Below are 351 nucleotides of genomic sequence, written 5' to 3' on the forward strand. Positions count from 1 at the left end.
TATAAGCTTTCGCTCTAAGAGACAAAATCATGAAATAAATACTACGAATTAATTAAAAAAGCTCTGACAATTTTATTGTGTCAGAGCTCTTTTTTCATCTATACTAAAAGCTGCCTTAGGGCGGCTTTTAATAATTACTTCAATATCAGGAAATTTCCATAGTGGTTACAAGAATATATGGTAGACAGCAAGAGTCTGATAATTGCTATTAATCCAGAATTAATGGTGTTAGATGAACCAACAGATGGACTCGATCCTTACTATTCAAAAAGAATGATGGAAATTTTGGATAAAATTAATCACCAAAATCGGACGATATTATTGTCAAAGCATAATGTAGATTTATCTTAT

Origin of the sequence: Neobacillus drentensis, assembly GCF_036962765.1 — a bacterium.
Lineage (GTDB): Bacteria > Bacillota > Bacilli > Bacillales > Cytobacillaceae > Neobacillus > Neobacillus drentensis_C.